Source organism: Pseudomonas sp. GB2N2 (assembly GCF_054897705.1).
The window spans coordinates 3,945,330-3,959,000 of record NZ_CM142701.1 but is presented as its reverse complement, the minus strand read 5'-3'; the positions used below and the strand labels follow the sequence as shown (position 1 = coordinate 3,959,000).

General features: G+C 59.7%; 14 protein-coding genes. 8 read left to right on the top strand and 6 right to left on the bottom strand.

The features are described 5' to 3' along the window. Positions 1–152 precede the first annotated feature (152 nt). Entirely contained in the window at positions 153–623 is a 471-nt protein-coding gene (locus tag ACYZT4_RS18295) for a hypothetical protein (RefSeq protein ID WP_461981971.1), read from the bottom strand. Between the two features lie 388 nt (positions 624–1,011). Here ACYZT4_RS18295 and ACYZT4_RS18290 point away from each other — a divergent pair, with 388 nt between their 5' ends. Further along, positions 1,012–3,087 carry an AsmA family protein gene (locus ACYZT4_RS18290; RefSeq protein ID WP_461981969.1) on the top strand — a complete coding sequence of 692 codons (2,076 nt, stop codon included), beginning with the start codon at positions 1,012–1,014 and terminating at the stop codon, positions 3,085–3,087. An 18-nt stretch (positions 3,088–3,105) separates the two neighbouring features. Here the strand turns inward: ACYZT4_RS18290 and ACYZT4_RS18285 are convergent, their stop codons facing one another. Beyond that, positions 3,106–3,636, bottom strand: a complete 531-nt coding sequence (locus tag ACYZT4_RS18285) for a ferritin-like domain-containing protein (protein WP_461981967.1) — start codon at positions 3,634–3,636, stop codon at positions 3,106–3,108. Between the two features lie 104 nt (positions 3,637–3,740). Further along, positions 3,741–4,655: a LysR substrate-binding domain-containing protein gene (locus tag ACYZT4_RS18280; protein WP_461981965.1), complete on the bottom strand. Its 915-nt coding sequence runs from the start codon at positions 4,653–4,655 to the stop codon at positions 3,741–3,743. Positions 4,656–4,763: 108 nt separating this feature from the next. Here ACYZT4_RS18280 and ACYZT4_RS18275 point away from each other — a divergent pair, with 108 nt between their 5' ends. The 3 genes from ACYZT4_RS18275 to ACYZT4_RS18265 all read left to right on the top strand — a co-directional run bounded on the left by ACYZT4_RS18275 (position 4,764) and on the right by ACYZT4_RS18265 (position 6,707). Then, entirely contained in the window at positions 4,764–5,402 is a 639-nt protein-coding gene (locus tag ACYZT4_RS18275) for an FMN-dependent NADH-azoreductase (protein WP_461981963.1), read from the top strand. Further along, positions 5,403–5,708 carry a DMT family transporter gene (locus ACYZT4_RS18270; RefSeq protein WP_461981962.1) on the top strand — a complete coding sequence of 102 codons (306 nt, stop codon included), beginning with the start codon at positions 5,403–5,405 and terminating at the stop codon, positions 5,706–5,708. 108 nt (positions 5,709–5,816) lie between these two features. Beyond that, positions 5,817–6,707 carry an alpha/beta fold hydrolase gene (locus ACYZT4_RS18265; protein ID WP_461981961.1) on the top strand — a complete coding sequence of 297 codons (891 nt, stop codon included), beginning with the start codon at positions 5,817–5,819 and terminating at the stop codon, positions 6,705–6,707. Positions 6,708–6,802: 95 nt separating this feature from the next. Here ACYZT4_RS18265 and ACYZT4_RS18260 read toward each other — a convergent pair whose 3' ends face one another. Beyond that, positions 6,803–7,690, bottom strand: coding sequence for a DMT family transporter (locus ACYZT4_RS18260; RefSeq protein ID WP_461981959.1), 888 nt, complete (start codon positions 7,688–7,690; stop codon positions 6,803–6,805). Between the two features lie 150 nt (positions 7,691–7,840). Here ACYZT4_RS18260 and ACYZT4_RS18255 point away from each other — a divergent pair, with 150 nt between their 5' ends. Then, the gene (locus tag ACYZT4_RS18255) at positions 7,841–8,146 is read left to right on the top strand and encodes a PsiF family protein (RefSeq protein WP_157714380.1); all 306 of its coding nucleotides are present in this window, start codon (positions 7,841–7,843) and stop codon (positions 8,144–8,146) included. 224 nt (positions 8,147–8,370) lie between these two features. Further along, the gene (locus ACYZT4_RS18250; RefSeq protein ID WP_461981957.1) at positions 8,371–9,384 is read left to right on the top strand and encodes an AI-2E family transporter; all 1,014 of its coding nucleotides are present in this window, start codon (positions 8,371–8,373) and stop codon (positions 9,382–9,384) included. 107 nt (positions 9,385–9,491) lie between these two features. On the opposite strand, the gene ACYZT4_RS18245 is transcribed toward ACYZT4_RS18250, so the two are convergent. Then, positions 9,492–10,757, bottom strand: a complete 1,266-nt coding sequence (locus tag ACYZT4_RS18245) for an Hsp70 family protein (RefSeq protein ID WP_461981955.1) — start codon at positions 10,755–10,757, stop codon at positions 9,492–9,494. Between the two features lie 305 nt (positions 10,758–11,062). Here ACYZT4_RS18245 and ACYZT4_RS18240 point away from each other — a divergent pair, with 305 nt between their 5' ends. Together ACYZT4_RS18240 and ACYZT4_RS18235 are read left to right on the top strand one after the other, a co-directional pair. Beyond that, on the top strand, positions 11,063–12,016 hold the full coding sequence (locus ACYZT4_RS18240; RefSeq protein ID WP_461981953.1) for a DnaJ C-terminal domain-containing protein: 954 nt from the start codon (positions 11,063–11,065) through the stop codon (positions 12,014–12,016). 23 nt (positions 12,017–12,039) lie between these two features. Further along, complete coding sequence (locus ACYZT4_RS18235) at positions 12,040–12,345, top strand: chaperone modulator CbpM (RefSeq protein WP_461981951.1); 306 nt, start codon at positions 12,040–12,042, stop codon at positions 12,343–12,345. 88 nt (positions 12,346–12,433) lie between these two features. Here ACYZT4_RS18235 and ACYZT4_RS18230 read toward each other — a convergent pair whose 3' ends face one another. After that, positions 12,434–13,555, bottom strand: a complete 1,122-nt coding sequence (locus tag ACYZT4_RS18230) for a sensor histidine kinase (RefSeq protein WP_461981949.1) — start codon at positions 13,553–13,555, stop codon at positions 12,434–12,436. Positions 13,556–13,671: the final 116 nt, after the last annotated feature.

Genomic DNA, 13,671 nt, shown 5'->3' with positions numbered 1-13,671 from the left:
TGGACAGGACAGCGACGCACTCTAGCAAATCGGCTTTGCCGGCGTCGAACGAGTATCGAGAGGGATCAAGCGGGATAAAGCGCAGACAGTCTGTTCTATAAAGTCAAAAGCCCAATCCGGGGATTGGGCTTTTTTTCAGGGCCGCCATGGGCTTAGCTCAAAGCGCTGTTGCGCTCGATCACGCGGTCACCACCACCTTCGGCAAGGGTTTGACCTTGTGGCGTGCGATCGGAACCGTCAGCAGCCAGGGTTTGACCTTGTGGCGTGCGATCGGAACCGTCAGCAGCCAGGGTTTGACCTTGTGGGGTGCGATCAGAACCGTCAGCAGCCAAGGTTTGACCTTGTGGAGTGCGATCGGAACCGTCGGCAGCCAGGGTTTGACCTTGTGGAGTGCGATCCGAACCGTCTTGAGTGATCAGGCCTTTTTCTTTCAGGCGATCGTTACCGCCTTCAGCCAGGGTCTGGCCTTGTGGCGTGCGGTCGGAACCATCAGCAGCAACCGTCTGGCTGAACACCGAGTGGCTGGATTTGACTTGTGGAGTCGCCTGATCAGCAGCTGGCAGAGCGAAAGCGGTGCTGGCCAGCATGGAGAGGGTAAGGCTTAACAGTAATTGGCGTTTCATGATGGGATGCTCCGTAGGAGGGCTATAAAGTGGGTACGAGGGCAATGCTACTCTCGATAAGTCGATATAAAAGTTCATAAACGCAATGGTAATAATCAACGGAATTGATTGTTCCGCTAGAGCGCTCTAGACCGGGCGTTTCCGGGCAGCCGTTTTGCACCGAGGTGGGTAGTTTCGACTCACTCACGCCGCACAAAAGTGCGGGGTCGGTAACGCTGGATCTGGGGGCAGAGTGATCGCGGACGATTATTTGAGCGTTAAGCCGCCATTTCGGTTAAACCTGCGCGCCGTTTCCCAGTCCTAGATGTCATGGCAGGCCGGTTCTGGCCTAACGTTTCACACGCGCGTCGCGGTAAGGGCGCTCAGTCGTATTCAGGAGCCCCGTGCAATGACGCGCACCCCTAAAATGTTTGCCTGGATTTTTGCCAGCCTGGTTGTATTGCTGGCGGTACTGGTTCTGATCATCGTGTTCTTCGATTGGAACCGGATCAAACCGACGATTAACAACAAAGTTTCGGAAGAGCTGCACCGATCGTTCGCTATTAATGGTGATTTGTCGGTGGTCTGGCGGCGCGAACTCGACGAGGGCGGCTGGCGCGCCTGGGTGCCGTGGCCGCATGTGGTGGCGCAGGACCTGAGCCTCGGCAATCCGGAATGGTCGAAGCAGCCGCAAATGGTCACGCTCAAACGCGTCGAACTGCGCATCTCGCCGTTGGCGCTGTTGGCGCAACGGGTCACGATCCCCCGCATTGATTTGACCGAGCCGAATGCCGACCTCCAGCGTCTGGCCGATGGCCGCGCGAACTGGACCTTCACATTTGACCCGAAAGACCCGAACGCCGAGCCTTCCAGCTGGGTGGTCGACATCGGCGCGATCGGTTTTGACAAAGGTCACGTCACCCTTGACGACCAGACCTTGAAAACCCAACTCGACCTGATCATCGATCCGCTGGGCAAACCGATTCCGTTCAGCGAAATCGTTGGCGATAAAGCCGCGAAAACCGCGCAGGACAAAGGCGCTACGCCTCAGGACTACGCGTTTGCGCTGAAGGTCAAAGGCCAATACCACGGTCAGAAACTGGCGGGCGACGGCAAAATCGGCGGCCTGCTGGCCTTGCAGGATGCTGCCCGACCTTTCCCTTTGCAGGCTCAAGTCAACATTGCCGACACCCGTGTCGAACTCGCCGGTACGTTGACCGACCTGCTGAATCTCGGTGCGTTGGACCTGCGCCTGAAACTGGCGGGCAGCAGCCTCGGCAACCTCTATCCGCTGACCGGCGTGACCCTGCCGGATTCGCCGCCCTACGCCACCGACGGCCACTTGATCGCCAAGTTGCATGAGCCGGGGGGCGCGGTGTTCCGCTATGAAGAGTTCAACGGCAAGATCGGTGACAGCGACATTCATGGCAGCCTGGCCTACGTCGCCAGCCAGCCACGGCCGAAACTCAGTGGCTCGCTGATTTCCAATCAACTGCTGTTTGCCGACCTGGCGCCGCTGATCGGCGCCGATTCCAACGCCAAGCAAAAGGCCCGTGGCGGTGAAAGCAAGCAGCCGACGGACAAGGTATTGCCGGTCGAGGAGTTCAAGACCGAACGTTGGCGCGACATGGATGCCGATGTCGAGTTCACCGGCAAGCGCATCGTCCACAGTGAAAAACTGCCGTTCAATGACCTCTATACCCACGTGGTGCTGACCGATGGCGTGCTCAGCCTCGAACCCCTGCGCTTCGGCGTGGCTGGCGGCAAGCTGGATGCGCAGATTCGCCTGAACGGCCGCACCGAGCCGCTGGAAGGCAGTGCCAAACTGACTGCGCGCGGTTTCAAACTCAAGGAACTGTTCCCGACCTTTGAACCGATGAAGACCAGTTTTGGCGAGTTGAATGGCGATGCCGACATCAATGGGCGTGGCAACTCGGTGGCGAAATTGCTGGGCACGGCCAATGGCAACCTGAAGATGCTGATCAACGACGGCGCCATCAGTCGCGAGTTGATGGAGTTGGCGGGGCTAAACGTCGGGAACTATGTGGTCGGCAAAATCTTTGGCGACAAGGAAGTGAAGATCAACTGTGCGGCGGCGGACTTTGATATCAAGACCGGCCTGGCGACCACACGCTTGTTTGTCTTCGATACCGAGAACGCGATCATCTATATCGATGGCACCGCGAACATGGCGACTGAACAACTCGACCTGACGGTAACGCCGGAATCCAAGGGCTGGCGCTTGATCTCGCTGCGTTCGCCGCTGTTCGTGCGGGGTAAGTTCATCAAACCGGATGCCGGCGTGAAAGCGGTGCCGCTGTTGTTGCGCGGGGCGGGAATGGTGGCGTTGGCCGTGATCGCGGCACCGGCGGCGGGATTGCTGGCGTTGGTGGCACCGAGTGGCGGCGAGCCGAATCAGTGTGCGCCGTTGTTGCAGCAGATGAAGGCGGGCAAGGCGCCTGTGACCGTCAAGCCCACTAAATAAATCTTTTACTTTTAACACTTACAAATCTTTCAGAATGTCGGCCATGTCATCCGCATGCTCTTCTTCCTGAGCCAGGATGTCTTCAAAGATTCGCCGGGTAGTCGGGTCTTTCTCACCGATGTACTGAATGATCTCGCGGTAGCTGTCGATGGCGATGCGCTCGGCAACCAGGTCTTCGTAGACCATCTCCTTGAGTGAATTGCCAGCCACGTACTGCGCGTGGGAATTTTTCGACAGCAGGTCAGGGTTGAACTCAGGCTCGCCGCCCAGTTGCACGATGCGCTCGGCCAATCGGTCGGCGTGGTGACCTTCCTGCTTGGCGTGCTCGAGGAATTCCTCGGCGGCGACGTGGGCTTTCAGGCCGTTGGCCATAAAGTAATGGCGCTTGTAGCGCAGCACGCAAACCAGTTCGGTGGCCAGCGACGCGTTGAGCAGACGCAGCACTTCATTGAGATCAGCGTTGTAGCTTTCAGTCACCGCGCCATTCTCGACGTTCTGACGGGCACGGGCGCGAAGGGTCGTTACATCGGACAAATGCATGTCACTCATCTCGTTCTCCTGGAGGCTAATCCGGTTTTGCGCCACTTTCTGGGGGAAGTGATCGCTACCTAGTTGTGAGTGATGCGTGGTGCGAAAAGTTTGATGTGATTTTTTTATCGTGGTGTCAGCCCCGATAACGCCGCTTCTTCCCTTAACCACGCAAAAAATGCCCGGACTGGCGGATGTCGCTCGCGTCCCGGTACGCACAGCGCGCTGTACCCGGCGCCAGCCACCTGAATGTCACCCCGGTAAGCCACCAACAAACCGCGGGCCACGCTCTCGGACACCAGAATATTGCTCGCCAGCATCAGGCCCTGCCCAGCGATGGCAGCTTGCAGGGCGTAATGTTCTTCGTCGTATTCCCGGACCGCCGGTTGCCCCGTCAGCCAGGTTTCGGCGGACTGCGCGCACCACGCTTCCCAGCCATGGGCGTAGAGCTTCGAATTGTGCCAGTGCACGCTGATCAAGGTTGGCGTGCGCAGCGCCGCCTGCGCCACTTGATCGGGTGAGCCGTACACGCCAAACGACTCATCAAACAGGCACAAGCCATACAGGTTTGGATGGTCACCGAGGCTGTAGCGCAGCGCCAGATCGACGCTGGCGTCCTGGTGCAGATCGACCACTTCGCAATGGGTATCCAGGCGCAGGCTGATGTTCGGGTGTCGCGCATAAAAGCGGCCAAGTCGCGGCACCAGCCACAGCGCAGCGAACGCGGCGGTGGTGGAGAGCGTCAGGCTGGTGCCGCTGCGTTGCGGGCGCAAAGTGTCGATGCTCTGCGCCACGTCCAGCAAGGCGCCGTGCAGGCTGCTAAACAGTCGCTCACCGCAGTCGGTCAGGCGCACTTGCCTGGGCAGTCGCTCAAATAATGGCACGCCGAGCCAGCTTTCGAGGGAGCGAATCTGGTGTGAGACCGCTGTCGGCGTCACCGCCAGTTCTTCGGCCGCGGCCTTGAAGCTCAACAGGCGTGAGGCGGATTCGAAAGCGCGCAGGGCGGTCAGTGGCAGCGAGGCAAACATTGAACACTCCATGGATGAAATGGATTCATCCTGACTGATTTCTACTCATTTGAAGCGGCGAGAGGTGAGCCTCAGAGTTCAGCTCACATGTTGTCCGAGTCTAATCCAGAGGATATTCAGATGAGTAAAATTCTTGCCATTCACGCCAGCCCACGGGGCGAACGCTCCCACTCCCGCCGTTTGGCTGAAGTGTTTCTAAGCGCTTGGCAGGCGCGCCATCCACACTCGCCACTGACCCGCCGCGAAGTTGGGCGGGCGTTGATTCCTTCGGTCAACGAAGCGTTCATCGCCGCCGCGTTTTACCCCGAACCGGATGCCCGGCCACTGACGATGCAGGCCGACCTCGCGTTCAGCGATGAACTGGTGGCGGAATTGCTCGGCCACGACCTGCTGCTGATCTCGACCCCGATGCACAATTTCAGCGTGCCCAGCGGCCTCAAGGCCTGGATTGACCAGATCGTGCGGCTCGGGCTGACCTTCAATCACACGCTGGACAATGGCGTCGCGCAATACCAGCCACTGGTACAGGGAAAGAAAGCCCTGATCGTCACCAGCCGAGGCGGTTTTGGCTTCGGTCCCGGCGGTGAACTGGAAGCGTTGAACCATGCCGATACGCTGTTGCGCACGGCGCTGGGGTTCATCGGCATCACTGACATCACCGTGGTCGCCGCCGAGGGCGAGGAATCTGCGCAACGCACCTTCGAGATCTCCGCCGCCGAGGCCGAGCAGCGTTTGCTCATTCTGGCCGGGGAGTTCTAGATGGCCTGGGTGTTTCTGCTGATCGCCGCCGGGTTCGAAGTCACGTTTGCCATGGGCATGAAATACGCGCAGGGCTTCACCCGGCTCTGGCCGTCGCTGATCACGGTTGTGGCAGCCGTTGGCGGGATTTACTTTCTGACCCTGGCCATGCGCGAGTTGCCGGTGAGCATCGCTTACCCGATCTGGACCGCGATGGGTTCGCTGGGCACGGTGTTTCTCGGCTTTGCGCTGCTTGGCGAAAGCCTGACGGCGATCAAGCTGGTGTCGGTCGGGTTGATCGTGGCCGGGGTGGTGGGATTGAAGTAGGACGGATGTCATAAACTGGTCGTCGAGTTGTCATGTTCGATGTCGATGCTTGGCTGATGTCTTGCATTCAGCCTTGCGTCACCTCACCGATCACAAGGATGTCCACTCATGTCGCAAGGTTCCGCCACGCGTTATCCGTTGGTGCTGGTCCCGGGAATGCTCGGGTTTATCCGTCTGGTGCTCTATCCGTACTGGTACGGGATTGTGGCGGCGTTGCGCCGGGGTGGTGCGACGGTGATTGCGGTGCAGGTCTCGCCGCTGCACTCGACCGAGGTGCGCGGCGAACAATTGCTCGCGCGCATCGATGAGATCCTGCGCGAGACCGGCGCCGAGAAGGTTAACCTGATCGGCCATAGCCAGGGCTCGTTGACGGCCCGTTACGCCGCCGCGAAACGCCCGGATCGCGTGGCGTCGGTGACGTCGGTGGCCGGTCCCAATCATGGTTCTGAACTGGCGGATTACCTGCACACACATTATCCGGCGGACAGCGCGAAAGGCCGGGTGCTGGCTTTTTTCCTGCGCATCATCGGTGCGTTGATGAGCTTGCTGGAAACCGGTTATCGCGGGCCAAAATTACCGGTGGATATCCACGCCTCTCATGAATCCCTGACCACTGCCGGTGTGGCGCTGTTCAATCAGCGTTATCCACAGGGCTTGCCTGAAGTCTGGGGTGGGCACGGGCCGGAAGAGGTCGGTGGCGTGCGTTATTACTCGTGGTCCGGCACGCTGCAGCCGGGCAAGACCGATCGCGGGCGCAATCTGTTTGACGGGACGAATCGCAGTTGTCGGCTGTTCGCAAAAACCTTTGTGCGCGAAACCGGGCATTGCGATGGCATGGTCGGGCGTTACAGCTCGCATTTGGGCACGGTGATCGGCGATGAATATCCGCTGGATCACTTCGACATTGTTAACCAGTCGGTGGGGCTGGTGGGGAAGGGCGCGGAGCCGATCCGGTTGTTTGTGGAGCATGCGGCGCGGCTCAAGGCTGCCGGGGTTTAAATGTCAGACCGCGTCATCGTTCATCGCGAGCAGGCTCACTGCCATATTTGAAATGCATCCCCTGTGGGAGTGAGCCTGCTCGCGATGGCGTCAGTTCAAACGACGCTGACCTTACGGCCCAATACCGTGGTCCAGCGCTCGGAAACAATCACTCCGCCCAGCGTCAACACCCCGCCCACGAGGTGATACAGCGCCAGTTGCTCCTGCAGCACCCCCGCCGCAATCAACGCCGTGATCACCGGCAGCAGATTGAAAAACAGCGTGGTCCGGCTCGGCCCCAGACGCACCACGGCTTGCATCCACGCCAGTGGCGCAATCATCGACGCCAGCAAAGAGGCATACAACACCAGCGGAATGTTCTGCGCGGTCAGGCCGGTTTTGGCTGACACGGCGAACAGCGGAAACAGCACCACCACCGCCACCCACACCTGCAAATACAACAACACCAGCGGTGGCAAGCGCAGCTGCCACTTTTTCAGCAGCGTGCTGTAGATCGCGTAGGCCAGCGTGGCAACCAGCATCATCGCATCGCCCAGGTTCACCCCATGTTCGATCAACGCGCCCAAGCTCCCGGACGACACCACCACCAACACACCGGCGAACGACAGCACGGCACCGCCCAGCGCGCCCGCGGTCAGGCGCTGGCCGAGACTGACCATGGCCATGGCGAGTGACATCAGCGGCATCAGCGACAGGATGATCCCCATATTGGTGGCCGACGTCAGCGTCGCGGCGAAATACGCCAGGCTTTGATAGACCGCCATGCCCAGCACGCCGAGGATGAAAATTTTCCCCAGGTTCGGACGAATCGCCGGCCAATGGGCAATGACCGGTTTGAGCATGAACGGCGTGAACAACAATCCGGCCAGCAGCCAGCGGTAAAAACCGATCTCGGCCGGGAAGATTGCCCCGGCCGACATCTTGGTGATCACGGTATTGCCAGCCCAAATGAAAATGGCCAGCAAGGGATAAGCGTATTGCATCGGGAACAACCAGAACGTTAATGAGGGGCGATTATCGCCTGTCTGGAGCAGTTCGTCGCAGCCAACTCAAGAACAGGAAGGTGTAACAGGTGTTGTCTACACTGCACAACGAGGCCGCACTCCTCGGTGCGGCGACAAGGAGAAAACTCCATGAAGATGTTGCGTGTCCCTTTGTTGATGATCGGTTTGCTGCTCTGCTCCCAGGGCTTCGCCGCCACTGCCCAACAGAACAAGATGACCACCTGCAATGCCGATGCAACCGCGAAAACCCTCAAGGGCGATGAGCGCAAAGCCTTCATGAGTACGTGCCTCAAAGCCGCGCCGGCGGCCAACGACGCCAAGACCATGACCCCGCAGCAGGAAAAGATGAAAACCTGTAATGCCGATGCGGCGACCAAGGCGCTCAAGGGGGACGAGCGCAAGGCGTTCATGAGTGATTGCCTGAAGAAAAAATAACAGTCGGGCCGGACAAATGTGGTGGCTGTGCTGGCCTCATCGCTGGCAAGCCAGCTCCCACAGTTATTGAGTACGACACAAAACCGGTGGGAGCTGGCTTGTCAGCGATGAGGCCCGCGAGAACGCTCCAACCCCCGACCAAGGTCGCGCTACACAATCCCTAGTGCTGACACCCGAACGCTGGCAGACTGCCAATCCTTTTACGCCGTTCGTTTTGAGGCTGTATGCCAACGTTTTCTCAACGCCAAGTCTTGCTGGTCATCAGCTGGGTAATCATCTTCGGTGGTTTGTTGCTGGTGCTCCCGCTGCGCTTGTTGCCAAGCCTGCTGGCCGGCTTGCTGGTGTTCGAACTGGTCAACATGCTCACCCCGCAATTGCAGCGCCTGATCGAAGGTCGGCGTGCGCGCTGGCTCGCCGTAGCGTTGCTGGGCACGTTAGTGGTGAGTGTGCTGGCGCTGATCTTTGCCGGCGCCATCAGCTTTCTGCTGCACGAAGCGGAAAACCCCGGCGCGTCCCTCGACAAATTCATGCACGTGGTCGATCGCGCGCGCGGGCAATTGCCGCCGTTCATCGACGCCTATCTGCCCGCCAGCGCCGCGGAATTTCGCGTGGCCATTGGCGAGTGGCTGAGCAAGCACCTCAGCGACTTGCAGCTCGTCGGCAAAGACGCTGCGCACATGTTCGTGACGCTGCTGATCGGCATGGTGCTGGGGGCGATCATCGCCTTGCAGCGCGTACCGGACCTGACCAAACGCAAACCGCTGGCCGCCGCGCTGTTTGATCGTTTGCACCTGCTGGTGCAGGCGTTTCGCAACATCGTGTTCGCGCAGATCAAGATTTCCCTGCTTAACACCTTCTTCACCGGGATTTTCCTGGCGGTGATCCTGCCGATGTTCGGCATCCAGCTGCCGCTGACCAAAACCCTGATCGTGCTGACCTTCCTGCTCGGCTTGCTTCCGGTAATCGGCAACCTGATGTCGAACACGCTGATCACCATCGTCGGGCTGTCGTTGTCGATCTGGGTGGCGATGGCGGCGCTGGGGTATCTGATCTTTATCCACAAGCTCGAGTACTTCCTCAACGCGCGCATTGTCGGCGGGCAGATCAGTGCCAAGTCGTGGGAGTTGCTGTTGGCAATGCTGGTGTTCGAGGCCGCGTTCGGCCTGCCGGGGGTGGTGGCGGGGCCGATTTATTACGCGTACCTGAAGAGTGAGCTGAAGCAGGTGGGGATGGTCTAGAGGCAGCGGCAAGCTACAAGCTTCAAGCCGTAAGTAAAAGCAAGAGCGAGCGCGGTCTGCCCTTGGCCCTTACTTGAAGCTTGCAGCTTGAAGCTCAAAACTGCTCCTCAGCCATAACGCTTCGCCGCTTCGATCGCCAATCCGCTACCAATGCTGCCAAAGATGTTCCCTTCCACATGCCGCGCATTCGGCAGCATCGCCGACACACTGTTGCGCAGCGCCGGAATACCGCTCGAACCGCCGGTGAAGAACACCGTATCCACCTGATCGACCCGCACGTTGGCGTCGTTGAGCATTTTGCTCACGCTGTTGCGCACGCGCTCGAGCAGGTTGTCGATGGCTGATTCGAACAGCGCCCGGCTCAGTTCCACGCTCAGGCCCGGTTCGACGCGATCCAGCGGTACATGGCGGCTCTCGGCGTGGGTCAGCTGAATCTTGGTTTCTTCCACTTCCATCGCCAGCCAGTGCCCGGCGCGTTGCTCGATCAGCTTGAACAGACGGTCGATGCCGCCGGTGTCCTCGATGTCGTAACGCATGCTGCCCAACGCCAGGGTCGACTTCTGCGAATACACCGAGTTGATGGTGTGCCAGGTCGCCAGGTTCATGTGGTGGCTGGTTGGCATGTAGGCGCCGCTCTTCATCCGGCTGCCATAGCCGAACAATGGCATCACGCCTTGCAGGCTGAGCTGCTTGTCAAAATCGGTGCCGCCGACGTGCACGCCGCCAGTGGCGAGGATGTCTTCATGGCGGTTGTCGTGGTCGCGGCGCTCAGGGGACAGGCGCACCAGCGAGAAGTCGGAGGTACCACCGCCGATGTCGACGATCAGGACCAGCTCTTCCTTTTCGATGGTCGACTCATAGTCGAACGCCGCCGCAATCGGCTCGTACTGGAACGACACGTCCTTGAAGCCGATGGCGCGAGCCACGTCCACCAAAGTGTTTTCAGCTTCCTGGTCCGCCATTTCATCGTCATCGACGAAAAACACCGGACGTCCCAGCACCACTTCGTCGAACTCTCGACCGGCTGCGTCTTCCGCGCGTTTCTTCAATTGGCCGATGAACAGCCCGAGCAGGTCCTTGAACGGCATCGCCGTGCCGAGGACGCTGGTGTCGTGCTTGATCAGCTTGGAGCCCAGCAGGCTCTTGAGCGAACGCATCAACCGGCCTTCGTAGCCTTCCAGGTACTCGTGCAGCGCCAGCCGGCCGTACACCGGGCGACGTTCTTCCATGTTGAAGAACACCACCGACGGCAGGGTGATTTTGTCGTCCTCCAGCGCGATCAGCGTTTCCATGCCGGGGCGCAGCCAGCCGACGGTGGAGTTGGACGTGCCGAAGTCGATACCACAGGCACGGGCTGGAGATGCGTTTTTCATGACTTTCAGGTTCCGGTTAAAAAACGGCCGCGCAGTGTATGTCAGTGCGGCACAGATACGAAGGCCGACTATCCGCTAAATCTCACTGATTAGCGCCTTGATATGACGGCCCGATGCCCCAAACTTGTCTGCATTGGCCCTGGCAGCCATTGCGACGGTCAAAAGAACCGCCCGCCGCTGCCGATAACTTCTAACTTCTGATGCGCGCCCCGGTCACAACCTTGAGATCGGTCAACCTCGCGGCTGCCAATGAGCGCATGCTGCCGGTAGTGGCGCGATTTTGCTAATGGATGGTGATTCCGACGATGGACTTCAAAGACTATTACAAGATTCTCGGTGTGGAACCGACCGCGGACGACAAGACGATCAAGGCCGCCTATCGCAAACTGGCGCGCAAATATCATCCTGACGTCAGCAAGGAAAAGGACGCCGAGGCCAAGTTCAAGGACGCCTCGGAAGCCTATGAAGCGCTGAAAAGTGCCGACAAGCGCGCCGAGTACGACGACTTGCGCAAATACGGCCAGCACGGCCAGCCGTTCCAGGGACCGCCGGGTTGGCAGGGGCGTGGTAGCGGCGGCGGTGGTTTTGGTGGTGGTCAGGACACGGGCGATTTCTCGGACTTCTTCAGTTCGATTTTCGGCAACCGTGGCCCGGGTTTTGGTGGTGGGCAGTCGGGCCGCAGTGCCGGGCGTCGAGGGCAAGACGTGGAAATGGAATTAGCGATTTTTCTGGAAGAAACCCTCTCGAACGAATCGAAGAAGGTCACGTTCCAGGTGCCGCAGTACAACGCGGCCGGCCAGCACGTCAGCAACACCAGCAAAAGCCTGAACGTGAAAATCCCCGCCGGCGTCACCGACGGCGAGCGCATCCGCCTCAAGGGGCAGGGCGCGCCGGGTATCGGCGGTGGGGCGAATGGCGATCTGTTCCTGATCATTCGCTTTGCGCCGCATCCGAAATTTGATGTGGAAGGGGAAAACCTGATCATCACCCTGCCGCTGGCGCCGTGGGAATTGGCGCTCGGTGCTGAAGTGGCCGTGCCGACGCTGACCGGCAAGATCAATCTCAAAGTGCCGGCCGGCAGCCAGAACGGCCAGCGCATGCGCGCCAAAGGTCATGGTCTGCTGAACAAGGCAGGCGAGCGCGGCTACCTGTTCGTGCAATTGAAAGTCGTTATGCCTAAAACCTCAAGCGATGAGGTCAAGGCATTGTGGCAGGAGCTGGCGACCAAAGCCGCGTTCGACCCGAGAGAAAATTTCTGATCCAAGAGACGGAGTAGCCCGGCATGAGCAACCCCCTGATCGTTCAACTGGACATGGCAGAGTTCTGTGAGGCGACCGACCTGTCGGACGTCTACGTGATCGAAATCGTCGAACACGGCATCCTCGAACCTCAGGGCTCAGTGCCCAAGGATTGGCTTTTCAACGATTTGGAACTGGTCCTGGCCAAGCGTGCCGCGAAGTTGCGTCATGACCTGGAGCTGGAATGGGAAGGCGTTGCGCTGGCGCTTGATTTGCTGGAAGAGGTCCAGCAGCTGCGGGCGGAGAATCGGATGCTGAAGCAGCGGTTGGGGCGGTTGGTGGTTGAATAGCTGAAGCGAACTCCGACCTGCAGGAGTCCGGCTTGCCGGCGATGGAGCCCGCAAGATCGCCATCGCCGGCAAGCACGGCTCAGGCCATTTATCTCGGAAACACCACCGTAAACAGCGTCCCGTCAGCCTCATTCGAGCTGACTTCGATCGTGCCGCCGTGCGCATCCACCACTTCCTTGACGATAAACAACCCCAGCCCGAGGCTGGTGGAGGGCTGGCCGAGTTCTTCGTCGGCGCTGCGCACCAGCGGATCGAAAATCGTGCCGATGGCATTCTCGGGAATCGGAATGCCGTGGTTATGCACCGTGAGGCGGACAGCGTCGGCCTCGCCGATGAGGTTTACTGTCACATCGTGTGTGTTCGATCCATGCTGCAATGCATTGCCAATCAGGTTGCGCAGCAGTTGGTCCAACCGCCCGGCATCCCAGACGCCTCGGGTATCTCCCTGCACCTTCAAGGTCGGATCGCATTCGGGGTTGCCCGCGCAGGCTTCGACGACTGCCGCATGCGCGGCGTCGGCCAGGTCCATGGGGGCCGGGGCGATGGGCAGGCTTTTGCCCAGGCGGCTGCGCACCAGCTCCAGCAAATCACCGACCATCACCGCCATGTGTTGCGCGCCTCGCTTGATATTGATCGCACACGCCAACGCGTCACCCTCAAGCGTGGCTTTGCGCATCAGCAGTTCGGTCGACATGCTCACGGCTTGCAAAGGCGCACGCAAATCGTGGCCAAGGATCGCCAGAAATATATCCCGGGAGTGATCGACCTGTTCAGCGTAGGCCGCCGTGGATTCGGCCAACGCTTCGTCGATGGCTTCGTTGAAACGGATCATGTCCTGGAAATAGGCGAGGTCCGGCGATTCCAGGCTATTGACCCACAGCCGGATCACGCAGGCCCGCAGATGGCGAAATTCGCTGGTCATCTGCACCAGGTCGAAGCCGACGGTGTGGCGCAACTCGCCGTGGCTGGCACCCGCCTCATCCAGGCTCGGGGTTTTTTCCGGGCCCTCGCCCCTGGCCTTGGCCTGTTGTTCGCTGGCGGTTTGCGCAGTGGTCATGTCCCGCGCGGCAGCCAGCAAAATCTCCTTGGCGTGATCACGCAAGGCCACTCGATCCATATTCTCGGCGGCCGGAGTGATCGTTCTGGCGAATTGCTCCCATTCATCGACGATGCGGTCTACCTGTAGCCTGATGAATTCGGGGAGGCGCATGACCGGGTTCCTGAAGATTCTGGAGGATGAACGTGTCGCATAGTAGCGCCTTCAGATCGGAAAAAAACCTCCCGTGACGCTGCGGCATTATGGGCGTTGTCCTGGGCGGTATATAT